Source organism: Frigoribacterium sp. Leaf172 (assembly GCF_001424285.1).
GTDB lineage: Bacteria > Actinomycetota > Actinomycetes > Actinomycetales > Microbacteriaceae > Frigoribacterium.
This window is the reverse complement of the sequence record NZ_LMPB01000001.1, coordinates 529,994-553,590: the sequence shown is the minus strand read 5'-3', so window position 1 is coordinate 553,590 and position 23,597 is coordinate 529,994. Positions and strand designations below refer to the sequence as shown.

The following is a 23,597-nucleotide window of genomic DNA, read 5'->3' as shown; positions in this document are numbered from 1 at the left end:
GCCCCGAAGGGGGGCCGCGCGGGCGCTCGCACCGCCGAACACCCCGGAAGCCGCGCTCCACCCCGAGAGATCGGGGTGGAGCGCGGCTTCCGGGGTGTCGCGCGAGTTCGGCGCGGCGCGCGGCGCGGGCGGCGCGGCGCGGTCAGTCGACCAGGGCGTCCTCGTCGGCGCGGTGCACGGTGATGGCGCCCTGCGCCTCGAGCTCGCGGATGGAGCGGACGACCTCGGCCCGCGCCTCCTCGACCTGCGACTTGCGCACGGGGCCCATCGACTGGATCTCGTCGTCGAGCAGCTCGGCGTTGCGCGCCGAGACGTTGCCGCGGATCACGTCGGTGACGGCCGCGGCGGCGCCCTTCATGGCCGTGGCGAGCACGGCCGCGTCGATGCCGCGCAGCACCTGCTGGATGTCACGCGCCTCGAGCTTGACGATGTCCTCGAAGGTGAGCATCCGCGAGCGCACCTCCTCGGCGAGCGCCGGGTCGCGGGCGTCGAGGCCGTCGAGCAGGGCGCGCTCGGTGGCGCTGTCGCTGCGGTTGATGATCTCGACGAGGGGCTGGATGCCGCCGACGACCTCGACCTGGTCGCGCGGCGACACGACGGCGCCGGCGCGGACCTTGAGGGTGGCCGCGACGATGGCGACCGCCTCGGGGGTCGCGGTGCCCATCGTGGCGATGGCCTGGGCGACGTCGGTGCGCACGTCGAGGTCGAGCCCCGCCAGCACGGCCGAGGCCTGCTGGGGCCGCACGTGGGCGAGCACGAGCGCGATGGTCTGCGGCAGCTCGCCGTCGAGCAGCGCGACGACCTGACCGGGCTCGGCTTCGTCGAGGAACTCGAACGACTTGCCCGCCATGTTCGACGCGAGGCGCTCCATGACGCCCGCCGCGCGCTCCGAGCCGAACGAGGCCTCGAGCAGTCCGACGGCGACGTCGTGCCCGCCGCGGCGCTGATAGCGGCCCGACACCGACAGCTCGTGGAACTCGGCGACCGCGGACTCGGCGACCGCCGGATCGACGCGACGGAGGCGGACGATCTCGGCGGTGATCTCGGCCGCCTCCTCCTCGCTGAACTGCTGCATGACGCTCGCGGCGCGGCTCTGCTCCATCTGCATGAGCACGACGGCGACCTTCTGCGGGCCGGTGAGGACGGCAGGAGGGGCGGTGGCCGAGCCGAAGGGCACGGCGACGTCGGTCACAGCCCGCTCCGCTGGTCCATCAGACCGCGCAGCAGCTCCGCGGTCTTGGCCGGGTCGCGCTCGGCCAGGGCGTCGACCTCGGCGCGGCGGCGTTCGGCCGAGACGGCCTCGGGCGACGGCTCGGGCGCCTCGACGACGGGCAGCATCTGCGTCGCGGAGTCGTCGCCGCCGAGCATCGACCGGCCGGAGGCGGCGTCGAGGTCGAGTCGCATGGTGGCGTCCCAGGTCTGGGCGGCGTTGGCGGCGGCGAGCTCGCCGAGATCGACGTCCTCACGGGCCTGGCGGCGGCTGCGTCGAGCGAAGACGATGAGCGCGATGACGGCGGCCAGGGCGATGACGCCGACGATGCTGGCCGTGCGGATCGTCGACCACATGGCCTCGGTCGCGGCGGCGGCGTCCGCGGCGGCCAGCGCCTCCTGAGCGGCGGTCGCCGCGGTCGTGTCGAAGTCGACCATCGCGACGTCGACGGTGTCGCCCCGGGCGCCGTCGATGCCGGCCGCGCTGTCGACCAGGTCGCGGATGCTCTGCATGTTGACGCCCTGCGCGGCCGTCGCGTTCAGAGCGACGGACACGGTCTGCCGGGCGACGGTGCCCGAGGGCACGCTCATCGTCTCGGTGACCTTGTCGACGGCGTTGTTCTTCGTCGCCGACTCGTTGACGTAGCCGTCGCCGGCCGCCCCGTCCGCGTCGGCGGCCTCGCCGTCGGCGCCGGTGGGCACGGCGATGTTGTCCGGTCCGAGCACGCCGGTCCGCCCGGTGCCGTCGCCGGCCCCGCCCGCACCGTACTGCTCGGTCGTGGTCGACTCGTTCAGGGCCAGCGGGCCGCTCTCGGGCTCGGTGAACCGCTCGGTGACGCGCGTTCCCGAGTTCGAGTCGAGCTGCGCCGCGACCACGACCGACGAGTTGCCGACGCCGACGACCTTGTCGAGCATGGTCTGGACGGCCGTCTGCACCTTGGACTCGTACTCGCCGGCCTCGCCCGCGCCTCCTCCGGTCGCCCCGGTGCCGACCTGCGACAGCACCGTGCCGGTCGAGTCGGTGACGGCGACGCCGGTGGGGGTCATGCCCTCGACGGAGGCGCTGGTCAGGTTGACGATGGCCTGCACCTGCTCGGTGGTCAGCGACACCCCCGCCTGCGTCTCGACGAACACCGAGGCCGTCGGGTCGCGCTGCTCGGCGACGAACACGGTCTGCTCGGGGATGGCGAGCTGCACGGTGGCGTTCTTCACGCCGTCCATCGCCTTGATCGTGTTGGCGAGCTCGCCCTCGATGGCGCGCTTGTAGGTGACGTCCTGCTGGAACTCCGACGAGGTGACGCCCATCGTGTCGAGCAGCGTGTAGCCGCCCGTGCCGGCGGTCGAGGGCAGGCCGGCGGCCGCGGCGGTGAGGCGCTCCTGGTAGACGTGCTCCTCGGGCACGAGGATCGTGTTGCCGCCCGCGGTCAGCTGGTATGGCACCCCGTCGGCCTGCAGCTGCTCGACGATGGCGCTGGCGTCGGCCGGATCGACGCCGCTGAACAGCGGCGTGTACGTCGGCTTCGTCAGCCAGCTGGCCAGGGCCACGACGCCGAGCACGAGGGCGGCGAGGAGGATGACCGCGATCGTCCGCTGGGCGATCGAGAAGCCCGCGAGGGTCGCGCGCATCCGGTCGAGCGAGTTCTTGACGGCGGTGGGCATCAGGCCTGCATCCTCATGATCTCGTTGAAGGCGTCGACGCCCTTGTTGCGGACGGCGCTGACGAGCTCGAGCGTGACCTGCGCGCGCGTCGCGGCGATGGTCGCGTCGTGGATGTCGGTGAGATCACCGGTCACGGCCTTGACGGCGAGGGTCTTCGCCTCGCCCTGCAGCTGCTGCAGTCCCTCGACGGCACCGGCCATCGACGCCCCGAAGGTCGCCCCGGAGGCGCTGGTCGCGCCTCCTCGGCCCGTCGCGTCGGGCGCACCGGGACCTCCGACCGCGCCCGCGTCCTGCAGAAGCGAGGCGGCGTCGGCGTAGCCGGACTGCTGGACGGCTCCGAGAGCCTGGATCGCCGAGAGGGGCATCAGCCACGTCCGATCTGGAGTGCGGCCTCGTAGGCCGTCTTGGCACGGTCGACGACAGCGGCGTTGGCCTGGTAGCCGCGCTGCGCCATGATCAGGTCGCCCATCTGGGCGCCGAGGTCGATGTCGGGCATGCGCACGTAGCCCTCGGCGTCGGCGAGCGGGTGGTCGGGCGAGTACGTGACCCGGCCCGCCTCGCTGCCGTAGCGGTCGGCGCGGACGAACACGCCCGAGGTGCCGTCGCCCTCCTGCACCTCGACGTAGCGCGCCTGGAACGCCGTGTCGTCCATCGACTTGACGGTGTTCGCGTTGGCGATGTTGTCCGAGACCGCGTCGAGCCACTTGCGGTGCACGGTCAGGCCGGTGCTCGCGATGCCGATCGCGTCGAAGGCGGTCACGAGTTCGTCCTGAAGGCGGCGCGGACGGCCGTCAGCTCGGAGTTCATCGCCTGCGTCGCGAACTGGTACCGCAGCACGGTGTCGACGTTCGAGAGCGTCTCGGTGTCGAGGTTCACGTTGCTGCCGTCGGTGCGGGTGGGCTCGAGGGAGCGCGCCGTGGTCGCCTGGATCGCCCCGCCGCCGTCCGCGACCGACCGGCCGAGCGCCTCCTCGAACTGCACGCGCTTGGCCTGGTAGCCGGGCGTGTTCACGTTGGCGATATTGTTCGCGATGGTCTTCTGGCGCAGCGAGAGACCGTCGAGGGCGCTCTGCAGCGCCGCTTGCGTCACGGATTCGAGTGGCATGCCTGTCCCGGTGAGGTGTCTGGGGTGCCCTGCGTCGGGCGGGGGCCGATCCATGGCCGGGTGTGCGAGCGATCCGTGCTCACGTCGCTCTATCGGCGGGGTCGGGGTCGGCGTAAGCCGCCCGGCGCGGGCCGCCCCGTAGTGGGGGCGCGGAGAGGATCGAGCCGAGGAGGCGCGGGTCGGGTCAGCCTCGGGAGTAGCGGTGCTCGGGGCGGCCGGTCGTACCGTAGCTGAGCTTCATCGTCACGAGACCGTCGGCCGCGAGCGCCGCGAGGTACCGCTGCGCGGTCGCCCGCGAGACCCCGACCCTCGTCGCCACGTCCGCGGCCGAGAGCTCGACCGGGGTGCCGGCGTCTCCCTCCTCGCCGGCGGCTCCCTCCGCACCGGCGGCGGCCGCCGCGTCGGCGTGGTCGAACTGCTCGAGCACCGCCTGCTCGGTGGCCGAGCGCGACGGCGACGCCGCCTTCGCCGCGTCGCCGGAATGGAGGATGCGCAGGGCCCGCTCGAGGGCCTCCTGGTCGACGGAGCCGCGGTCGTCGAGCACGTTGCGGTAGCGCTGATAGGCCCGCAGCCGGTCGGTCAGCACCCCCGAGGCGAACGGCTTGATGAGGTAGCCGACGACCCCGCGGCGCAGCGCCCGGCGCACGGTCTCGCCGTCGGACGCCGCGCTGAGCACGAACGCGTCGACATCGACCTCGCGCAGCAGGTCGAGACCGCTGCCGTCGGGCAGGTGCACGTCGAGCAGCAGCAGGTCGACGGGCGTCTCGGCGAGAGTCCGGCGCATCTCGGCGGCCGTGCCCACCGGTTCGAGCGCGCGGAACCCGGGCACCTCGTCGACCTGCCGGCGGTGCAGCTCGGCGACGTAGAAGTCGTCGTCGACGACGAGCACGGTCAGGTCGGGTGACGTCACGGCTCGATCCTCTCAGGCGGCGCGGGCGGGGCGGGCGGGGCGGACGGGGCGGACGGTGCCGGCGGCTGCACCGCGCCGACGAGTCGGGCGCAGAACACGGCGCCGTGGTCGTCGCCCCCGGGGGAGCCGAGCCAGACGTCGCCCCCGCGCCGCCGGGCGATCTCGCGCGACAGGGGCAGGCCGAAGCCGAGCCCGTGCACCCGCGAGGGATCGTCGTCGTCGGCGCGCAACCGCTCGAAGAGCGTGTCGACCTCGTCGACCCCCTGCCCCGAGTCCATCACCGAGAGGTGCAGGTCGGTGCCGTCGTCGAGCACCTCGACCTCGATCCACGCCGGGCTGACCCGACCGGCGACGGCGGCCCGCACGGCGTTGTCGACGAGGTTGCCGAGCACCGTCGTGACGTCACCGGGCTCGACCACCACGCCCGACACGAGCGTCTCGGGGCCGAGCTTCAGCAGCACGCCCCGTTCGGCGGCCTCGACCCCCTTCGCGCCGAGGAACGCCTGCAGGTAGGGCTCGGTCAGCCGATCCGCGTGGGCGACGGGGTAGCGCAGCGGACCGTGGTCGAGCACGTCGGCGAGGTAGCTGCGCGCCTGCTCGGTGCGCCCGAGCTCGAGCATCCCCGACACGGCGTGCAGGCGGTTGGCGAACTCGTGCCGCTGGGCCCGGAGCGCGGTGGTCATCGCGCCGACCGCGTCGAGCCGGCGGGTGAGGGCCTCGACGGCGGTGCGGTCGCGCATGACGGCGACGCGACCCAGGTCGACCCCGTCGCGCGAGACGCCGCGCACGTCGACGAGCAGCACGTGGGGCCCGACGACGAGGGTGGTGTCGTGCGGTCCGTCGGCGGTGCGACCGACCGCACCCGCGCCTCCCGGGCTCGCGGGCGGCGGTCCGGTCAGCAGGTCGACGAGCACGCCCGGCAGCCCCAGCCCGTCGACGGGGCGACCGACGATCGGGCCGGGGTCGAGGCCGAGGAGGCGCGGCGCCAGATCGTTGCAGACCGTCACCACCCCGTCGCGCGACACCGCGAGCACGCCCTCGGCGACGCCGCCGAGCACCGCCTGCTGGTTCTGCACGAGGGCCGAGAGCTCCTCCGGCTGGAGTCCGAGGGTCAGCCGGTCGAGGCGTCGGCGGATGAGCACCGAGGCCACGACCCCGACGGCGAGGGCCAGCAGGGCCATGCCGATCACGGGCAGGCTGTCGCGCGCGAGCGTCTCGTACACCCGGGCGGGCGCGTAGCCGACGCTGACCTCGCCCACCACGTCGGCGGCGTCGGCCACCCGCACCGCCTCGGAGTCGCCCGCGGACGGCGCCGCCGCAGCCGCGCCTCCTGAGCCGGCCCGCGGGTCGTCGGCCGTCGGCGTGACGATCGGCACCTTGGCGCGGGCGGACTCGCCGAGGGTGCCGCGCTCCCACGAGACGACCTCCTCGCCGCGGAGGGCGGCGTCGGGGCTCGTGCTGACCCGCTCGCCGATGCGCTCCGCGTCGGGGTGGGCCAGGCGGACGCCGCGGTCGTCGGTGATGACGACGAAGAGCGCCCCGGTCCGCAGCTGCGCCGCGACGGCCGTGCGCTGCAGGTCGCCGCCGGCCAGCGCCTCCCCGTCGAGCGGGGTTCCGTCGATGCTGAGGGCCGCGACCTCGGCCCGGACGTCGGTGTCGGACGCGACGCTCTGCGCCACGGCGAGCGCCGTCGACTCGGCCTCGCGGGCGAGGCGCTGCACCGCGATGGCGGCGAAGACCGCGCTGGTGAGCACGACGATCACGGTGACGACGGCGAGCTGCAGCAGCAGCACCTCGGTGGCGAACCGGCGCTTGCGCGGGCGCGGGCGTGAGCTGTCGTCGGTCACGTGGGCCAGGGTACCGGGCGCGGTCGGGCCGACCCGCGCCTCCTGCGGTCCGTGGGCCGTGCCCTCGGCCCTCGCGCACGGGCCGCGGCGGGTCACCGCGGGGGTGAGCAGAATGCGCAGAACGTGGCGAACGCGCGATAGTCGGCGAATGCGCAGAAGCGCGACAGGGCCGAGGAGGCGCGGCTAGCGTGCCCGGACACGCTCGGCTCCCCCACGGTGCCGCTCACGGACGAAGGAGTTCGGATGCTCGTCGTACTCGGTTACCTCATGGTGCTGACCTTCATGGCGCTGATCATGACCAAGCGGCTCTCGCCGATGCTGGCCCTGATCATGGTGCCCACGATCTTCGGACTGTTCGCCGGCGCCGGTCTCGGCATCGGCGACATGGTCATCGAGGCGATCGGCGATCTGGCCCCCACCGCAGCGCTGCTGATGTTCGCGATCATGTACTTCGGGCTGATGATCGACGTCGGGCTGTTCGATCCGCTGGTGCGGCTGATCCTGCGGGTGACCGGCAACGACCCGGCGAAGGTCGTGCTCGGCACGGCTCTGCTCGCGGGAGCGGTCTCGCTCGACGGCGACGGGTCGACCACGTTCATCGTGACGACGGCCGCGATGCTGCCCATCTACCTGAAGCTCGGCATGAGCCCCGTGGTGCTGACCTGCGTCGCCGGTCTCGCCAACGGCACCCTGAACATCGTCCCGTGGGGCGGCCCGACCGTCCGCGCGGCCGCGGCCCTCGGCGTGCAGCCGAGCGACATCTTCGTGCCGCTCGTGCCGTCGCTGATCGCGGGTCTCGTGCTCGTCTTCGTCTTCGCCTGGCTGATGGGTCTGCGCGAGCGCCGCCGGCTCGGGTCGCTCGAGATCGGCGGCTCGAAGCTCGAGGCGGCCGCGGCCGCCATGTCGCCCCTTTCGCAGGAGCTCGCGACCGCGTCGCGCGGCGGCGGCACGGGGATGCCCGGCGTGGGCGTCTCGATGTTCACCAGCCCCACGGTCGCCCTCGGCGTCCGCGGCGGACGAGCGGACGGCTCGCGCGCCGACGCCCCCGGCGAGCGTGCGGTCGACAACCCCGGCGGCTCCGGCGGCAACGAGAACGGGACCCCCGGCGGGGCGACGCTGGCCGACACGATGCTCGACCCCGACCGCCCCACGCTCCGCCCGCGGATGATCTGGTTCAACCTCGTGCTGACCGTCGCCGTGATGGTGCTGCTGGTCGCCGACCTGTTCCCGCTCGCCTACGTGTTCATGGTGGGCACGGCGATCGCGCTGCTCGTGAACTTCCCCCGCGTGAAGGAGCAGTCCGCCGAGATCGTCGCCCACGCCCCGAGCATCGTCGGAGTCGTGTCGATGGTCTTCGCCGCAGGCGTCCTGATCGGCGTGCTGAACGGCACGGGCATGGTCGACGCGATGGCGCAGTGGCTGGTCGACGTGATCCCGACCTCGATGGGGCCGTATCTCGCCGTCATCACCGGCGTGCTCAGCCTGCCGCTCACCTTCTTCATGAGCAACGACGCGTTCTACTTCGGCATCCTGCCGGTGCTGGCCCAGAGCGGGGCGGCGTTCGGCATCGACCCCGTCGAGATGGCGCGGGCCTCGGTCGTCGGGCAGCCCGTGCACCTGCAGAGCCCGCTCGTGCCGGCGATCCTGCTGCTCGTCAGCCTCGCGAACGTCAACCTCGGCGACCACCACAAGAAGGTGCTCTGGCGCGCGGCGGTGGTGTCGCTGGTGATGCTCGCCGTGGCGATCGTGATCGGCGTCATCCCCTGGGGCTGACCCGCGCCTCCTGACCCCGCGCGAGCCGCCACCCACGACGCCGAGCCCGCGCACGCCGCCACCGACTCCACACCCCGCCACCGGATCGCGTGGCGGCGTGTCGAGAACGTGGCGGCAGGGCCGCCGGCCTCCCCCACCACCCACGACACGCCGCGCAGCGACGCGTCAGCCCAGGGCGTCGAGGTACACGGGCCGACCGGGCTCGTGCGACGCCTCGACCCGGCGGACGGCGCCGAGCTGCTGCACGACCTCGGCCCGGTCGTCGACCAGCGAGCGGAGCACCGCACGCTGACGGGCCAGCACCGAGGAGGCGCGGGTCGTCAGCACGGACGGCACCGGTCCGAGCCCCGTGGGCGCCGTCCAGGCGGGGTCCGTCCCGCCGGCGTCGGCGCGCCCCGTGACACCGGGACGTCCGTCGCGTTCGAGGCGGGTGACACGGGCCTCGAGGTCGTCGAGCACGACGGACCAGGCCGCGACGCGCGACGCCGCGTCGTGCGACGCCGCATCGTGCGGCGCCGCATCGTGCGGCGCCGCGACGCGAGGCGCGGCGACGGACTCGGGCGCCGTCCCGGCACCGGGGGCGTCAGGCGACACCGAGCGCGCCTCCCGGCAGACCGCTCGTCGCGGTGGCGGCGGGTCGGGCGGCGGCCTCGGCGGCCTGCAGCGAGGAGCCGGCCTCGCGCCAGGCCTGCCGGAGCGGCTCGAGCAGGCCGACGACCTCGCGCGTGAGGGCGACGTCGCGGTGCACGTTGGCGTTGACGAGCGCCGTCGACGCGTAGCCGTAGAGGGCGAGCAGGCCCTCGCCGCCGTCCCAGACGTCGATGCGCAGCGACGACGACAGCTCGGCGACGATCGCCTGCGCGTGCTGCAGCTGCTCGGAGGCGACGAGCCACGATCCGCTCACCTGGGCGGCCTCGGCGCGTGAGAGGTCGAGCATGAGCCGGTCGTAGAGCATCGTGACGAGCTGCACGGGGGTGGCCGAGAGCACGGCCTCCGACGTGTACTGGGCGCGCTGGCGCCTCTCGGCGGCGGAGGGTCCCGCCGATGCGGCGGCGAAGGCCGCGAATCCTTGTGCGTTCATCATGAGCCGCTCGTCGAGGAGGTCAGGGAGGAGATCTGGCTGCTGAGCCAGGTGGACTGCGACTGGAGCGCCTGCAGCTTCACCTCGAGGTTGTTGTAGGTGGTCTGGAGGGTCGCGCGACGCGCGACGAGACGGAGGTCCCAGTCGGCGATGCGGACGCCGAGGTCCTTCACGACCGACTGCTGGCCGGTGATGACGGCGGTCAGGGTGCCGGTCGTCTTGTCCGAGGCGCCGGTGGCAGCCGCGGCGACGCGCTCGGCGATCCCGCTGAGCATCGACTGGGTCGCGGCGGGGTCGGCGGCGAGCGCCGCCTGGAACTTGTCTGCGTCGAAGGCGAACGAGCCGTCGCGTCCGATGCTGATGCCGATGGTCGCGGGTGAGCGGCCGTCGACGGGGATCGAGGCCGCCGACTGCAGGGCGATCTGGGCCGCTCGGACCGACGACTGCCCCGTGTAGGCACCGCCCTTGACGGTCGTGTTGCCCGTCGCGCTCGTGCTGCTCGTGGTGGCCTGCCCGCTCGTGATGGCGCCGAGCACGGCGTTGAGACTCGAGACGAGCCCCGACGCGACCTTGCCGGCCGTGGCGGTGTCGCGCGAGACGGAGATGGTGATCGGCTTGTCAGCGGCTGCCGAGACGGCGGTGACCGTGACCGAGACGCCGGGCAGCAGATCGGCGAAGGTGTTGGAGGCGCTGGTCACCACCTGCTCGGCGGGTGACCCCGCGTAGAGGGTGATAGACGCGTCGCGGGCCGACTTGACGACGGCGGCGCCCGGCTCGGCCAGCAGATCGGGCGCGGTGCCGGCGGTGACCTCAGCGGCCGTGCCGCGGTGCACGGCGAAGTCGCCGGTGGCGCCGGTCGTCTTCGACGTCAGCTGGAGGCGGTACTGCACGGCCCCCGCGGCGTCGGTGCCGGAGGCGACCTTGAGGGCGCTCACGCCGGCGCCCGACGCGTTGACGGCGGTGACGACGTCGTCGAGCGAGGAGGAGGCGGCGGTCACCTCGACCGTCTTCCCGGCGGCCGAGGTGAAGGTCAGGACGGCGGGCGAGTCGGGCCAGGCGGTGAGGGCCGCCGTGACGGCCGTCTTGGCCTGGGCGGTCGCTCCGACGACGAGGTCGAGCGAGCCGGCGGCGGCGGTCGCCGAGGCCGTGACGGTGGCCGCGGTCGAGCTGCTCGTGGCGGAGTACGCCTGCAGCGACGCGGGCTTCGCGGCGGTGGCCGCGGTCGTGGCGAGGGCCGAGATCTGGGCGTTCAGCGTCTGCATCGACGTGATGAAGCCGGTCGCGGCCGAGACCTTGTTTTTGAGCAGCGTCTGCGGCGTGCCCTCGATCGAGATCAGGTTGTTGATCAGGGTGGTGGTGTCGAGCCCGCTGGCGAGACCGTCGATGCCGATGTTGGCCATGGCGGGCTCCTGTCGCGTTCTCGGGTGGCGGGGCGGGTCGTGCGGGTGGATGACGAGCGACGGGCGACCGGCCCGCGGTGAGGGAGAGGGTCAGCTCTCGTCTCGGTGCGGGCCGGTCACTCGTCAGGCCCTGGTGTCTCGCGGCGTCTGCTGGGAGCTGACGCCGGGTCGACCTCCGACTAGCGGAGGAGCGACAGGACGCCCTGGGTGCTCTGGTTCGCCTGCGCGAGCATCGCGGTGCCGGCCTGGCTGAGGATGTTCGAGCGCGTGTACTTGACCATCTCCTCCGCCATGTCGGTGTCGCGGATGCGCGACTCGGCCGCCGTGAGGTTCTCCTTGGCGACGTTCGTCACGTTGATCGCGTGCTCGAACCGGTTCTGCACGGCACCGAGCTCCGAGCGGGCGGTCGAGACCGTCTGGATCTGCGCGTCGATCAGCTTGATCGATTCCTGAGCACCGGCCGCGGTGTCGAACTTGAGCCCACCGGTCGAGTTCGCACCCGCCGCCACCGCGGTGAAGAGATCGGTCGCCGCGTTCGCGGTCTCGGTCAGCTCGCCGCCGTCCTTGGCCGTGACGACGATCCCCACGCCTGCACCGTTGTCGTCCTTCTTCACGGCGACCGTGAAGTTGGCCGAGAAGGCCGCGTCCTTGCGAAGCGCGGTCGCGTACTCGTCGACGCTCGTGAACTTCGAGTCCGTTCCAGCATCGAGGAGCTCAGTGGCAACGGTCGTGGTGACGCCGTCCTTGACCGTGGTGAAGGACACGCCATCAGTCGCGGTCTCCATCTCGGCGAGGTCGATCGTGAACTCGGTGCCCGTTCCGGTGACTCCGCCGTCGAGGTTCGTGACGATGGCCGAGACGTCCGCCTTGTTCAGGTCGATCGAGATCTGGCTGGCCTTGGTGCCGTCGGCGCCGACCTGGAACTTGAGAGTCCCGTCGGCACTCGCGGAACCGTTGAGCAGGCTCGTGCCGTTGAAGTTCGTCGACGAGGAGATGCGTGTCAGCTCCTCCTTCAGCGCGTTGACCTCGGTGGTGATGGCCTTGCGCGAGTCGGCGTTGTTCGAGTCGTTGCCGGCCTGGACGGCCAGGTCGCGCATGCGCTGGAGGATCGAGTGGGTCTCGGTGAGCCCACCTTCAGCGGTCTGCACGACGGAGATGCCGTCCTGGGCGTTACGTGCGGCGACCGTCAGTCCGCCGACCTGCGAACGCAGGCCCTCGGAGATCGAGAGGCCGGCCGCGTCGTCAGCGGCACGGTTGATGCGGAGACCGGACGAGAGCTTCTCGAGGCTCTTCGAGAGGTCGTTCTGCGTGGCGTTCAGGTTGCGGTACGTGTTGTTGGCCGCGAGGTTGGTGTTGATCTGCATACCCATGGTGTTCTCCTCCGTGACTGGGTGGTGTTCGTCGGCCCATCCGTGGGCTGACACCGGCTACTGTCGACCGGCTCACGACGCGCGTTAGTGCGACGTCGAAAGTTTCCGAGGCGGTTCAGACCGCCGTGCTGAAGCCCTGCGGCTCGGGGTCGCGCAGCGCGCGCGCGATGCCCACGGCCGCGTTGGTCGCGACGCGCGACAGATAGGCGCTGCGTCGGGCGGGCGCCGTCTTCGAGACCGGCTCGAACGCGACGTCGGAGTCGTCGGCGTAGTGCGCGGCGAGCCCGTCGCGCAGCAGGCGGACGGCCTCGGTGCGCTGCTGCGAGACCGCGCTGTGGGTGATGCCGAGCTCGTCGGCGATCTCGGTGACGGTGCGGTCGCCGAAGTAGACGCCCTCGACGATGAGGCGCATGCGCTCGGGCAGCGCCTCGACGGCGGCCCGCAGGTAGCGGCTGCGCTCGTCGACGAGCAGGTCGTCGCCCGGCAGCGGCAGGTCGCTCGCGAGGTGGTCCGCGACGGTGTCGTCGAGCGTCGAGACGGTCCGGCCGGCGTCGCTCAACGCGGACTGCGCCGTCTGGCGGTCGACCCCGAGGGCCGAGGCGACCTCGTCGACCGACGGACGACGTCCCAGGGACGCGGTCAGCGCCTCCTGGACGGCGAGGGTCTCCTTGATGCGCTTGCGGGTGCCGCGGCTGGCCCAGTCGCCCGAGCGCATGTCGTCGGCGAACGCGCCGACGATGCGGGTTCGGGCGTAGGCGCCGAACGGGATGCCGAGGGTGGGGTCGAAGGCGTCGGCGGCCTGGACGAGGGCGACGGCGCCGACCCCGGCGAGGTCGTCGCGCGACAGGTGCGTCGCGCGGGCGCAGACCTCGGAGACGAGGTAGCCGACCAGCGGCAGGTTCTCGACCACGAGGGCGTTGCGTTCGGTGCGGTTCATCGCTTGCTCCCAGCAAGAGGCGTCCGGACGGACGGTGAATGGATCGCGGGCGCGACGAACAGCCCTCTGACCAGGGCGATGTCGAACCGGTGCGAACGGATCTGCGGGTAAGCGACGAGTGGTTGCGGTGCGTCGGCGACGCACGGTGCGTCGGGTCGTGAACGGGTGACTCGTCCCGAGGTCGGGTGGATTCGGGAGGAGCTCCGGGTGGGTCTGCGACCCTCCCGGCATCGCCAACGCTATCGGCGTTCACACAGCCTGAAGGGGGCCTGGGTGACCCCAGTCAGGGGGAACGGGTGTCGCATCTGTGGAGGACGCGGCCTGTACCCCTACCCCCGCAGTGGGGCGCACCGGCACCTTCCGACGGACGTCGTCGACCCGCTAGGGGCGTGTCCCGACGATCACCGCGGCCCGTCGCCTAACGCCGAGCCGGGTCGCGCCGATAGTCCTCCTCGTAGGGGACATCACCGCTCCCCCGCCGAGACCATCACCGATCGAGGAGACCCCATGGGCGCGAACGAACTGTCCGCGCTGCTCTGGCGTGAACGCGAGCTGCTCGAACTGCTCACGTTCAAGCTCGAGGAGGAGCAGCTGCTGCTCACCGCCGGCCGCACCCGGTGGATCGATCACGCCACGCGGGAGGTCGAGCAGGTGCTCGACCGGCTCCGGTCCGCCGGCCTCGACCGCAGCGTCGAGGTGTCGTCGGTCGCCCAGGAGTGGGGCACGGACGAGGAGGCGCCCCTCCGCGAGATCATCGCCGCGGCTCCCGCAGGCCCCTGGGGCGAGATCTTCACCGCCCACCTCGCGGCCATGACCGAGCTCACGGCCCGCATCGCGCAGCTGCGCGACGAGAACGAGCGGTTCCTCCGCGCGGCGGCCCGCGCCACGCAGGAGACGCTCGCGACGACGACCACTGACGCGGGCGCCGCCGCCGGCGCCATCTACGACGCCACGGGCTCCACCGCGGCGACGACCGCCGGTCGCCGGGTCGGCACCACCGGCCCCGCCTCGAGCGGGCATCTCTTCGACGGGAGACTCTGACCATGGGCAGCACCTTCGGTGGGCTGAACACCGCCTACTCCGGCCTCGCCGCCGCTCGTGCGGGCATCGACGTCACGGGGCAGAACATCGCCAACGTCAACACCGACGGCTACACCCGCCAGCGCGTCGCGACCTCGTCGATCGAGTCGCCCGCCCGTGCCGGGATCTTCAGCGCCGGCGTCGTGCCCGGCCAGGGCGTCTCGGTCGACGCCATCGCACGGCTCGGCAACCAGGTCGTCGACGGTCAGGTGCGGAGCGCGGCCTCGACCGCCGGGTACCAGTCGACCCGCGCCTCCGCGATCGCCACCCTCGAGGCGTCGCTCGGCGAGCCGTCGACGAACGGCATCGCGAGTCAGCTGAACGCGTTCTGGTCGGCCTGGGGCGACGTCGCGAACAACCCGGGCGACTCCGGCCCCGCTGCCGTGCTGATCGGCCAGGCCACCTCGCTGGCCGCCGCGCTCTCGGCCGGGCACCGTGCCGTCGACGAGCAGTGGACCGGACTCCGACTGCAGGCCGACGGTCTCGCATCCGAGCTGAACAGCGCGGCGACGCAGGTCGCCGACCTCAACGACCGCATCCGCACGAACACGCAGCTCGGCGTCGGCTCGAACGAGCTGATCGACGCCCGCTCGGTGCTCACCGAGCGCATCGCGGCGATCGCAGGCGGTACCGTCCGCGACGCGGGCGACGGCACCGTCGATGTGCTGATCGGCGGGAACGCCCTGGTCAGCGGCACCTCGGCCCGCACCGTCACCGTGGCCGGCGACTACGCCCTCGCTTCAGGGGGCGGCGTCTCGGTCGAATGGGCCGACCGCCCCGGGCAGCCCATCCCGCTCACCGGCGGCAGCCTCGCCGGCACCGTGTCGCTGCTGCAGCCCGCCGCGGGCGGCGCCGGCGGCACGCTCGCGGAGGCCGCGGCATCGTACGACGCCCTCGCGACGCAGCTGGCCACGCAGGTCAACGCCGTGCACCGCACCGGAGTCACGACGGGTGGCGACGCCGGGGGCGACTTCTTCTCGGTCACGCCCGGCCTGTCGGCCGCCCGCAGCCTCACCGTTCAGGTCGCCGGAGCAGCGGGGATCGCCACCGGCGACGGCGTGGGAGGCGCGCACGACAACACGATCGCCCTCGCCATCGCGCAGCTCGGCGTCGGCCCCGGCTCACCGGATCGCGCCTGGTCGACCATCGTCGCCGGCATCGGGGCGACCGCGAAGAGCGAATCGCAGCAGGCGACCCTCACCGACCTCGCCGCGAACTCGGCGAAGAACCGTCAGCTCTCGGGCGCCGGGGTCAGCCTCGACGAGGAGAACGTCAACCTCCTCTCGTACCAGCACGCCTATCAGGGAGCGGCCCGAGTCATGACAGCCATCGACGAGATGCTCGACACGCTCATCAACGGCATGGGCCGGGTCGGGAGGTAGCGGACCATGATCAGTCGCGTGACCGACCAGATGAACAGCCTCCGGGCCCAGCAGCACCTGATGTCGAGCAAGACCCGGGTCGCCGAGAGCCAGGACCGCGCCTCGAGCCTGCAGAAGATCGGCAAGCCGTCCGACGACCCGACCGCCGCCGCCGAGGCCATGCGGGTGAAGAGCCTCCAGGCGCAGGCCGCCCAGCACTCCCGCAACGTCGACGACGGCGACGGCTGGTTGTCGACCGCCGACTCCGCGCTGTCGGCCACCGACTCGCTGATGGCGAAGATCCGCCAGCTCACCCTGCAGGGCGCCAACACCGGCGCCGTCTCGCAGGAGGCGCGTGATGCGATCGCGATCGAGATCGCCGGTCTGAAGGACGACCTGCTGGGCACCGCCAACGCGAGCTACAACGGTCGCAGCGTCTTCGCGGGCACCTCCGACGCGGGAGTCGCCTGGACGGACGACTACGAGTACACGGGCGCCGCCGTCTCGTCCGTCACCCGTCGGGTCGGTCCCGAGACGAGCATCCGCGTCGACGCCGACGGGGCCACGGCCTTCGGCGTCGGCGACGACTCGGTCTTCCGGCTCGTCGACTCGATCGTCGCCGACCTGAGGAGCGGCGCCGACGTCGGCACCCGCCTCGCCGAGATCGACACGCGGGTCACCGCGCTGCGGGCCGTGCAGTCCGACGTCGGCGCCCGCCACGCCCAGCTTCTGAGAGCCGAGGACACCCTGATGGACACCACCGTGAGTCTCGAGACCCAGCGGTCCCAGCTGGAGGACCTCGATCTCGGCCAGGCCGTGCTCGACCTCAAGCTGCAGGAGAACAGCTACCAGGCGGCTCTGGCCGTCACCGCCAAGGTCATCCAGACCTCGCTGATGGACTTCCTCCGATGAGCGGCACGATGCAGTCGCAGGTCAGCTTCGTCGGCTCGCCGTTCGGTCTCGAACCGCGGCTCGAGTTCGTGCTCGACGAGCTCGACGGCGCCCCGGGGCTCTACGCGCTGCGGAGCGCGGACGCCGACGACGACGTCCGGCTCTTCGTCCTCGATGCGGCCGTGCACCTCCCGGACTACTCGCCCGTCGTGACCGACGAGCAGACGACGCTGCTCGGGCTGACCGACGCGGACGACGCGATGCTCCTCGTCGTGGCGACCCCCGCCTCCTCGGGGATGACCGTGAACCTGCTGGCGCCCATCGTCGTCAACCGCCTGACCGGGGCCGGCGCGCAGCTGATCCTCGAGGGGCAGGACTGGCCGCTCCGGGCCGAGCTCGACCCCCGCTGACGACTCTCGGGCGCCGGCCAGGCGACCGTTCGCCGACCGGGGCCTGCGACACGCCGAGGGGTGTCCTCCAGAGTGCCGACACCCGCGTCACGGTCCGACAACGATGACCCGATCCGGGTCTGACGTGCCGGCCCGATGCTGTCTCATGGGGTGATGCACGAGGCACGGACGACCACCCCCCGACGGCTCGCCGCCCGGGCGCGGGCCGTCGCGAGCGGCGTCGCGCTGAGCGCCGTGCTGCTGCTCGTCGGCTGCACCGCCGACGTGCCCACCGCCGGCCCCGCCCTGTCCGACGCGTCGTCGTCGAGCCGCGCCGACGTGCCGACCACGGCGGGCCCCTCGCCGGTGGCGCCCACGACCGGCACCGGCGGCGTCACCGTCGCCGACGACGCCGCGACCACCGACGTCGTCACCGGCCTCGAGGCCCCCTGGTCGGTCGTCCGCCTCGACAGCGGGTCGGCGCTCATCAGCCTCCGCGACAGCGGCCGCGTGGTCGAGCTCACGCCCTCGGGCGAGCTGCGCGACGTCGCCCGGATCGAGGGCGTCGTGCACGAGGGCGAGGGCGGGCTGCTCGGTCTCGCCGTGCTCGGCGGAGCGCCGTCGTACCTCTACGCCTACCTCACCACCGCCGACGACAACCGCATCGTGCGGGCCCCGATCACCGGCGCCGCCGGGTCGTACGGCCTGGGCGGCCTCGAAGAGGTGCTCACCGGGATCCCGAAGGCGTCGAACCACGACGGCGGCCGACTCGCGTTCGGACCCGACGGCATGCTCTACGCGACGACGGGCGACGCCTCCGACCCGACCGCCTCTCAAGACCCCGACTCGCTCGGCGGCAAGGTGCTGCGCCTGTCGCCGACCGGCGCCGTGCCGACAGACAACCCGATGCCCGGCTCGCCCGTGTACACCCTGGGTCACCGCAACCCGCAGGGCATCGCGTGGGACGCATTCGGGTCGCTCTGGGCCGCGGAGTTCGGGCAGGACACCTACGACGAGCTCAACTCGCTGTCGCCCGGCTCGAACTACGGCTGGCCCGAGGTCGAGGGGCGCGGCGACGACGGCGAGTTCCTGAACCCCGTGCTGCAGTGGTCGACCGACGAGGCCAGCCCGAGCGGTCTGACGGCGGTCGGCTCGACCCTGTTCCTGGCGGGGCTGGGCGGCGAGCGGCTCTTCGAGATCCAGGTGCCCGAGACCTCCGACGCCGTGGCCACCGAGCGCTTCACGGGCGACGAGTCGCTGGGGCGGATCCGCGACGTGCTGCCCGGGCCCGACGGCACCCTCTGGCTCGTCACGGGCAACACCGACGGCCGGGGGTCGCCCGGCGACGACGACGATCGCATCGTGTCGGTGCCGCTGACCCGCGCACCCTGACCCGCGCCTCCCGACCCGCGCCTCGCGTTCCGCGCCGCGCCCCTGCTCCGCGCCTCCCGACCCGCACCTCCCGCGGCACGATCCGTGCCGTCGAGGGGAGGCCCCCTGCGCGCCGTGCGGTCCCTTCGGGGGGCGGGCGGGTTACCCTGTGACACGATGAGCGAGCACGACCCCCACCTCGGAACCGCACCCGGCAGCGCCCGTCCCCACAGCGTGCCGCCGGGTCTCGCCGCGCCCACGGGCACGCGTCTCGGCGGGGCCGGCGGCTTCGAGCCGATCAGCCTGCGCACGGCGGTCGACGTCCCCTCGGCCGAAGCCCGTCTGGCCGCTCTCGGCCAGAGCCGCAGCACCTCGGCCCTCGGCGAGCGCGCCGATCTGCTGCGTCTGCTGGGTCGGCTCGACGAGGCCCTGGCCATCGCCGAAGAGGCCTTCCGGCTCGCGCACTTCACAGGCGACCGGGCCGACTCGACGGCCGCGCGCATCCGCCGCGCTCACATCTTCCGCGAGCAGGGCAAACTCGATCGCGCCCTGAACGATCTGCACACGAGCCGCATCACGGCCGCCACCGAAGAATGGCGCGAGCTCGAGGCCGCCGCCGCCGAGCTCGAGGGCTACACGCTGCTCGAGCTCGAGCGGCACGACGAGGCCCGCGAGAACCTGGCGCAGTCCCTGACCGCCTACGCGGCCACCGGGGCTCCGCGCGACCGCGTCACCGATCTGCAGAACGCGTTCGACGACGTCCTCCGGGCGTATCTCGCGCCCGACGACGCGCCGGCCGCACCCGCCGACATCAGCGCAGGAGGCGCGGCGCACGTCTCCGACGCCCCTCTCGACGCCCCCCGCCCCGGCGACACGAACCCCACCGCGGGCCTGCCCTCGACGGCGCTGTCCGACCCCGCGGCCGCCGACCCCGTCGCCGAGCCGGTGGCCGTCGACCCCGCCGCAGCGGCCCGGGCGGCCGCCACGCGGACGGACGACTCGCACGACCGCGCGACCCGTCGTGACGAACGGGCCGCCGAGCGAGCGGCGGCCGAGTCCGACCGTCCCGTCCGCGCCGACACCAGCCTCTGGGGCAAGATCTCGAGCCTCGCCGCGAACGCCGCCGGGCACCGAGAGGGCGACCGCTTCCGTGACTCCGCCCCTCGCGGCGGCCGCGGTGCGGACTCCGACCACGACGACGACACGACCCGCCCGGGCGCCACGGGCGTCACCGGGGTCGTCGAGGGTCTGCCCGACGACGACCGGCCGACGACCTGGCCGTTCCCGTCGCGGTGACCCGCGCCTCCCACCGCACCCGCACCTCCTGCCCTCCCCGCGAGTCCTGACGTCGCCGTGGCCGATCTCGAGCGCGTGAGGCGCTGGGCCGACGCCCTCATCGCCCTGCATCTCGACCCGACGGTGTGGACCTTCGGCTTCGACAACGCGAAGACCCGTGCCGGGCTGTGCGACTACACGAAGAAGCGGATCACCGTGTCGCGGCATCTGGCGGGGCGCTACGACGACGACGAGATCCATCAGGTGCTGCTGCACGAGGTCGCCCACGCCCTCGCGGGGTCGAAGGCGGGGCACGGACCCCGCTGGAGGTCCGTCGCCGGCGATCTCGGCTACGTCGGCGACCGCCTGCACGACGGCGCCATCGCGTCCGATCTCGCCCCCTGGGTCGGTGTCTGCTCGGAGGGTCACGAGCACTACCGCTACCGCGAGCCGAGACGGCCGCTGTCGTGCGGTCGCTGCTCGCGCCGCTACGACCCCGAGCACCTGATCACCTGGACGAAGCGCGTAACCGCTTAGACTGGTTCGGTGCAGACCGGACAGTGGCTCAGATCCGACACCGACACACGGTGGTTCTTCGACTCGGGGTCGCTCGGGCTCGACTTCGCCTATCTCGGCGGGTTCCGGGCCGGATCGCGCTTCGGCCCCGAGTCGGGTCTCGACCTGCCGGCCGACGGGTCGACCCCGTGGGACGGCCTGCTGCTGCCCGCCGATCTCGACGACTGGATCGGCGAGCGCTTCGAGGGCGTCGCCGGATCCGCGGGCGACCGCGAGCTGGCCGACGCGCGGGGCCTCCGCGATGCGATCGCGCGTCTGGCCGTGGCCTCCGCCGACGGCACGTCGACCGATCCTCAGGACGTCGACACGCTCAACCTCTTCGCCGCGCTGCCCGACGTGCCGCCCTCGCTCACGGGCGGACGTCGCCAGGCGGGCGCCGGTCGACTCCGCCTCGGGCAGGCCATGGCGTCGGTCGCGCGTGACGCCGTGGCGCTGTTCACGACGGTCGGGTTCGTCGGCGGCTCGGACTCGCGCCTGCGCCGCTGCTCGAACGAGGCGTGCGGACTCGTGTTCTTCGACGAGTCGCGGGCGGGCAGTCGCCGCTGGTGCTCGATGCAGCGCTGCGGCAACCGCGCGAAGGTGCGAGCGCACCGCCAGCGCACCGCCGCGCGCTGACCCCGGGCGCACGCCGGTGCCCCGTAGGCCGCGCATGCAGAACGGCAGGTCGTGGACACGACACCGGCTCCACCCCGGGCGTCGTGACCACGACCTGGCGTCGTGACCGCAGCGTGGCGGCGAGGCGGCCTGCGCGAGTCGACCCGCGCCTCCTCGGGTCAGTCGACGACCGAGACGTCCTTCCAGAAGGCGACGTAGCCCGAGTAGTCCGAGCCGACGCGCTCGAACGAGGCGGGGATCGGCTCGGGGTAGCTCCAGGCGCGATCCTGCAGGAGGGTGTCGCCCGACTTGACGCTGAAGTACTGCGTGTCGCCCTTCCACGGGCAGTGGTACTGGGTGGGGCTCTTCTCGAGCAGGCTCTCGTCGACGCTCGACGGCGGGAAGTACCAGTTGCCCTCGATCGAGACGAGCTCGTCTCTCGGGGCCTCGGCGACGACGGTTCCGTCGGTGAGCACTGCCTTCATGGTTCCTCCAGCGGTTCGGGCGACGGGGTGGTCGCGATGCGGCACAGGCTACGCCGCGCCCCCGACAGTGGGCACCGGCGCGGCTCAGGAGGCGCGGCGCGTCTCAGGAGGCGCGGACCGGTTCAGGAGGTGCCGGTCGGCTCAGGAGGCGCGGGCCGGGCTAGGAGGCACCGGCGCGGCTCAGGAGGTGCCGGTCGGCTCAGGAGGCGCGGGTGGCCGACACGAGGTCGGCCCGGCCGGTCGCGACGAGCTCTCCCGCCGAGGCCGACGCCGTGAGCAGGTGCGACGTCGCCCGCCGGAGCGACACCGCGGCGGCGCAGGCGACGGCCGCCTCGGGCGACGACGAGTCGATGCCGACCGCGGCGAGCGCGTCGACGACGGCTCCGGCGGTGAGCTGGTCCTCGACCGCGGGGCGGAAGCCGTCGGGCTCGACGGCGCCGGCGGCGATGATCGCGACGACGGCGCGGTCGCCCCGGTCGGCCTGCCGCTCGAGCACGCGGCGGGCGACGCCGTCGGCGTCGGCGGGGGTCGTCACGAGCAGCACCTCGACGGTCTCGGCGTGCACGGGCCCGTCGCCGCGCTCGGTGGCATCGGCGCCCTCGCTCCGGTCAGCCCCTTCGGACGCCTCGGCGACGGCGTCGAGCACGGCGGCGACCGTCTCGTCGGTCGAGAGCAGCCCGTGCCCGTCGAGGGCGTCGACGACCACGACGAGGTGGGCGCCGGGTGCGATGCGGCCGGCTCCGGCGATGCCGTGGTCGAGCCTGACCTGGTACTTCTGCTGGCCGTGCGTGTTCATCCCTCCACAGTAGGTCGGACGAGCGGGGCGGTGGCCGAGCATGACGCGCGATGACGGACCGCCGCGACCCGCGCCTCCTCGACCCCTCCACAGGCGGCCCCCTCCACAGGCCGCAGGAGTTGGATCGACGCATGCACGTGCAGCTCAAGATCCGCCTCGCCTGCCCCGTCGACATCGCGACGGACGCCCTGCGCGACCCGCGCGTGATGGTCGCCGTGACCACGCCCCTCGTGAAGTACCGCTCGGATGCGCCCGAGGGCTTCCCCGAGCGCTGGACCGAGGAGGCGCACCCGGTCTCGGCGAGCATCCTCGGGGTCCTGCCCCTCGGCAGCACGCACGTCGACCTCGACTGGCATGAGCGCGATGGCGCCTGGATCCAGCGCGACACCGGCACGGGCACGAGCGGCCAGTTCGCCCGGATGCGCATCAACCACCGCATGGCCGTCTCGCCCATCGGCACGGGCGAGACGCTGCTGCGCGACCGGATGGAGTTCCACGCCGGCGCCCTCGGCCTGCTGCTCTGGCCCGGGCTCTGGGCGACCTGGCAGTGGCGCGCGTTCCGGATGAAGGCGCTCGCGCCGACCTGGCGCGGGGCGCCGACGCACCCGAAGCACGCCTAGAGGGTGATCCGAGGCCATGGGCGGCCGCGTCGTGGACCTGAGAAGGAGGCGCGAGCACTGTCGGAGGCGCTGCGTACGGTGGGTGACGTGACCGACCCGACCCGCGCCTCCTCAGCTTCCGCCTCCGACCTCACGACGCCCGGCGAGGCCGTGGCCGGCGACGTGCTCGCCCCGGCGAGGCCGAGTGCGGCGCAGGGGGCGCTCGACATCGCGTCGTGGCGTCGGACGATCCACCGCCTCTACCGCGATGTGCGCGAGTCGGCCGATCTGGTCGAGGCGCACGACCTCTGGCGGCGCACCCGCGACGAGCTCTTCACCACCCACCCGTCGACGCCTCTGCTGCCCGAGGATCGCCCCGGGTTCACCGGGCTGCCGACGACTCCGTACGACCCGGCCTGGCGGTTCGAGGTCGTCGTCGAGCCGGTCGAGACGCGACGCATGGTCGTCGAGACGGGCACCGACGGCGATGTGCAGTTCGACCTCGTCGGGGTGGCGAGCGTGCCCGGCGTCGGGCGGCTCGACGTGTGGAAGCTGGTGCAGTACGGCGGGGGCCTGTTCGTGCCCGTGAAGGACGCCCTGGCAGGCAGGCCCGGTGGCACGTACGGCGGCGGCCGCTACCTGATCGACTCGGTCAAGGGCGCCGACCTCGGCGCGGGCACCGAGCCCGGCACGATCGTGCTCGACTTCAACTTCGCCTACAACCCGAGCTGCGCCTACGACCCCGCCTGGGCCTGCCCCCTCGCCCAGCCGGGCAACACGGTCGCCGTGGAGATCCCGGTGGGCGAGCGGTACGGGACGGTGCGCTGAGGCGTCGTTCGAACGGGGGCTTGATGCTTTCGAAGTCGCCTGGCTGACGCTGAGGGGTGAAG

Annotated in this window: 25 protein-coding genes; 11 read left to right on the top strand and 14 right to left on the bottom strand. The window is 73.0% G+C overall.

Features of this window, described 5'->3' with window-relative positions; genetic code table 11:
• Positions 1-142 precede the first annotated feature (142 nt).
• From fliG to ASF89_RS02690, 7 genes are all read right to left on the bottom strand, one after another.
• Positions 143-1,192, bottom strand: coding sequence for a flagellar motor switch protein FliG (fliG, locus tag ASF89_RS02720; protein ID WP_255354966.1), 1,050 nt, complete (start codon positions 1,190-1,192; stop codon positions 143-145).
• Entirely contained in the window at positions 1,189-2,868 is a 1,680-nt protein-coding gene (gene fliF / locus ASF89_RS02715) for a flagellar basal-body MS-ring/collar protein FliF (RefSeq protein ID WP_055811900.1), read from the bottom strand. Before fliF ends, fliG begins: the two co-directional genes overlap by 4 nt.
• Positions 2,868-3,233 carry a flagellar hook-basal body complex protein FliE gene (gene fliE, locus ASF89_RS02710; protein WP_082489729.1) on the bottom strand — a complete coding sequence of 122 codons (366 nt, stop codon included), beginning with the start codon at positions 3,231-3,233 and terminating at the stop codon, positions 2,868-2,870. The genes fliF and fliE overlap by 1 nt, the downstream gene beginning before the upstream one ends.
• Complete coding sequence (locus ASF89_RS02705; protein ID WP_055799773.1) at positions 3,233-3,628, bottom strand: flagellar basal body rod protein FlgC; 396 nt, start codon at positions 3,626-3,628, stop codon at positions 3,233-3,235. The genes fliE and ASF89_RS02705 overlap by 1 nt, the downstream gene beginning before the upstream one ends.
• On the bottom strand, positions 3,625-3,972 hold the full coding sequence (locus ASF89_RS02700) for a flagellar basal body protein (RefSeq protein ID WP_055799770.1): 348 nt from the start codon (positions 3,970-3,972) through the stop codon (positions 3,625-3,627). The genes ASF89_RS02705 and ASF89_RS02700 overlap by 4 nt, the downstream gene beginning before the upstream one ends.
• 184 nt (positions 3,973-4,156) lie before the next feature.
• Positions 4,157-4,882 (bottom strand): response regulator, encoded by a 726-nt coding sequence (locus ASF89_RS02695; RefSeq protein WP_055811898.1) that lies wholly within the window; start codon positions 4,880-4,882, stop codon positions 4,157-4,159.
• Positions 4,879-6,729 carry a sensor histidine kinase gene (locus ASF89_RS02690; RefSeq protein ID WP_055811896.1) on the bottom strand — a complete coding sequence of 617 codons (1,851 nt, stop codon included), beginning with the start codon at positions 6,727-6,729 and terminating at the stop codon, positions 4,879-4,881. Before ASF89_RS02690 ends, ASF89_RS02695 begins: the two co-directional genes overlap by 4 nt.
• Positions 6,730-6,972: 243 nt before the next feature.
• Here ASF89_RS02690 and ASF89_RS02685 point away from each other — a divergent pair, with 243 nt between their 5' ends.
• Positions 6,973-8,502 (top strand): CitMHS family transporter, encoded by a 1,530-nt coding sequence (locus ASF89_RS02685; RefSeq protein ID WP_055811893.1) that lies wholly within the window; start codon positions 6,973-6,975, stop codon positions 8,500-8,502.
• 165 nt (positions 8,503-8,667) lie between these two features.
• Here ASF89_RS02685 and ASF89_RS02680 read toward each other — a convergent pair whose 3' ends face one another.
• The 5 genes from ASF89_RS02680 to ASF89_RS02660 form a co-directional block, all read right to left on the bottom strand.
• A complete protein-coding gene (locus ASF89_RS02680) occupies positions 8,668-9,096 on the bottom strand; it encodes a hypothetical protein (protein WP_055811890.1) in 429 nt (142 codons plus the stop codon).
• Entirely contained in the window at positions 9,086-9,586 is a 501-nt protein-coding gene (gene fliS / locus ASF89_RS02675) for a flagellar export chaperone FliS (protein ID WP_235476577.1), read from the bottom strand. Before fliS ends, ASF89_RS02680 begins: the two co-directional genes overlap by 11 nt.
• A complete protein-coding gene (gene fliD / locus ASF89_RS16160) occupies positions 9,583-10,983 on the bottom strand; it encodes a flagellar filament capping protein FliD (RefSeq protein ID WP_055811887.1) in 1,401 nt (466 codons plus the stop codon). The genes fliS and fliD overlap by 4 nt, the downstream gene beginning before the upstream one ends.
• Positions 10,984-11,162: 179 nt before the next feature.
• Entirely contained in the window at positions 11,163-12,353 is a 1,191-nt protein-coding gene (locus ASF89_RS02665) for a flagellin (RefSeq protein WP_055811884.1), read from the bottom strand.
• Positions 12,354-12,468: 115 nt separating this feature from the next.
• Positions 12,469-13,290: a sigma-70 family RNA polymerase sigma factor gene (locus ASF89_RS02660; RefSeq protein WP_055811881.1), complete on the bottom strand. Its 822-nt coding sequence runs from the start codon at positions 13,288-13,290 to the stop codon at positions 12,469-12,471.
• Between the two features lie 507 nt (positions 13,291-13,797).
• Here ASF89_RS02660 and ASF89_RS02655 point away from each other — a divergent pair.
• The 8 genes from ASF89_RS02655 (at position 13,798) to ASF89_RS02620 (ending at position 20,848) form a co-directional block, all read left to right on the top strand.
• Positions 13,798-14,331, top strand: a complete 534-nt coding sequence (locus ASF89_RS02655; RefSeq protein ID WP_082475296.1) for a flagellar protein FlgN — start codon at positions 13,798-13,800, stop codon at positions 14,329-14,331.
• Between the two features lie 2 nt (positions 14,332-14,333).
• A complete protein-coding gene (gene flgK / locus ASF89_RS02650; protein WP_055799744.1) occupies positions 14,334-15,752 on the top strand; it encodes a flagellar hook-associated protein FlgK in 1,419 nt (472 codons plus the stop codon).
• A gap of 18 nt (positions 15,753-15,770) precedes the next feature.
• Positions 15,771-16,643 carry a flagellin gene (locus ASF89_RS02645; RefSeq protein ID WP_235476575.1) on the top strand — a complete coding sequence of 291 codons (873 nt, stop codon included), beginning with the start codon at positions 15,771-15,773 and terminating at the stop codon, positions 16,641-16,643.
• Entirely contained in the window at positions 16,640-17,032 is a 393-nt protein-coding gene (locus ASF89_RS02640; protein ID WP_235483962.1) for a flagellar assembly protein FliW, read from the top strand. Before ASF89_RS02645 ends, ASF89_RS02640 begins: the two co-directional genes overlap by 4 nt.
• Before the next feature lie 153 nt (positions 17,033-17,185).
• Positions 17,186-18,403: a sorbosone dehydrogenase family protein gene (locus tag ASF89_RS02635; RefSeq protein ID WP_082489728.1), complete on the top strand. Its 1,218-nt coding sequence runs from the start codon at positions 17,186-17,188 to the stop codon at positions 18,401-18,403.
• Positions 18,404-18,559: 156 nt separating this feature from the next.
• Positions 18,560-19,678 (top strand): hypothetical protein, encoded by a 1,119-nt coding sequence (locus tag ASF89_RS02630; RefSeq protein ID WP_055811878.1) that lies wholly within the window; start codon positions 18,560-18,562, stop codon positions 19,676-19,678.
• A 57-nt stretch (positions 19,679-19,735) separates the two neighbouring features.
• Complete coding sequence (locus ASF89_RS02625) at positions 19,736-20,194, top strand: SprT-like domain-containing protein (protein ID WP_055811875.1); 459 nt, start codon at positions 19,736-19,738, stop codon at positions 20,192-20,194.
• A gap of 9 nt (positions 20,195-20,203) precedes the next feature.
• Positions 20,204-20,848, top strand: coding sequence for a CGNR zinc finger domain-containing protein (locus ASF89_RS02620; protein ID WP_055811872.1), 645 nt, complete (start codon positions 20,204-20,206; stop codon positions 20,846-20,848).
• Between the two features lie 158 nt (positions 20,849-21,006).
• On the opposite strand, the gene ASF89_RS02615 is transcribed toward ASF89_RS02620, so the two are convergent.
• The gene (locus ASF89_RS02615) at positions 21,007-21,312 is read right to left on the bottom strand and encodes a DUF427 domain-containing protein (RefSeq protein WP_055811869.1); all 306 of its coding nucleotides are present in this window, start codon (positions 21,310-21,312) and stop codon (positions 21,007-21,009) included.
• A gap of 199 nt (positions 21,313-21,511) precedes the next feature.
• Positions 21,512-22,108 (bottom strand): hypothetical protein, encoded by a 597-nt coding sequence (locus ASF89_RS02610; protein ID WP_082489727.1) that lies wholly within the window; start codon positions 22,106-22,108, stop codon positions 21,512-21,514.
• A gap of 131 nt (positions 22,109-22,239) precedes the next feature.
• On the opposite strand from ASF89_RS02610, the gene ASF89_RS02605 reads away from it, so the two are divergent.
• Together ASF89_RS02605 and ASF89_RS02600 are read left to right on the top strand one after the other, a co-directional pair.
• Positions 22,240-22,728, top strand: a complete 489-nt coding sequence (locus tag ASF89_RS02605) for a hypothetical protein (protein ID WP_055799721.1) — start codon at positions 22,240-22,242, stop codon at positions 22,726-22,728.
• Between the two features lie 150 nt (positions 22,729-22,878).
• A complete protein-coding gene (locus ASF89_RS02600) occupies positions 22,879-23,535 on the top strand; it encodes a DUF1684 domain-containing protein (RefSeq protein ID WP_369814532.1) in 657 nt (218 codons plus the stop codon).
• Positions 23,536-23,597 lie beyond the last annotated feature (62 nt).